Source organism: Pseudomonas sp. 50_B, from assembly GCF_017491625.1.
GTDB lineage: Bacteria > Pseudomonadota > Gammaproteobacteria > Pseudomonadales > Pseudomonadaceae > Aquipseudomonas > Aquipseudomonas danubii.
In genome coordinates, this window is the sequence record NZ_JAFGYX010000152.1 from 1 (window position 1) to 453 (window position 453).

Here is a 453-nt window from a genome sequence, read left to right on the forward strand (position 1 = left end):
GCCCGCAACATCGAGATCAAAGCTCGCGCGCGCGAATTCGAACAACTGCGCGAACGGGCTGCCGAACTGGCGACCGACGCGCCGCTCTTCTACCGGCAACAGGATTTCTTCTACGATGTGCCGCGCGGCCGCCTGAAGCTGCGCCGCTTCGAGGACGGCACGCCCGCCGAGCTGATCTTCTACCAGCGCGACGATCAGGACGGCCCGAAGGCGTCGTACTACACGCGCAGCCCGGTGACGAACGCGGACGCGATGCACGCGCTCCTCGCGACCGCGCTCACGACCCGCGGCATCGTGACGAAGGAGCGGCACGTCTATCTGGCGGGTCGCACGCGGATCCACCTCGATCGCGTCGACGGCCTGGGCGATTTCGTCGAACTCGAGGTCGTGCTCGGCCCTGACGACGACGAAGACGGCGGCCACGCGGAAGCGCATGCGGTGTTCGCGAAGCTC

Annotated in this window: 1 protein-coding gene; it reads left to right on the forward strand. The window is 67.5% G+C overall.

Annotated elements, in window-relative coordinates; all coding sequences use genetic code 11:
- Positions 1–453 (forward strand): class IV adenylate cyclase (locus tag J5M73_RS31370; RefSeq protein ID WP_207816957.1); only part of this gene is annotated, 453 nt, incomplete at both ends.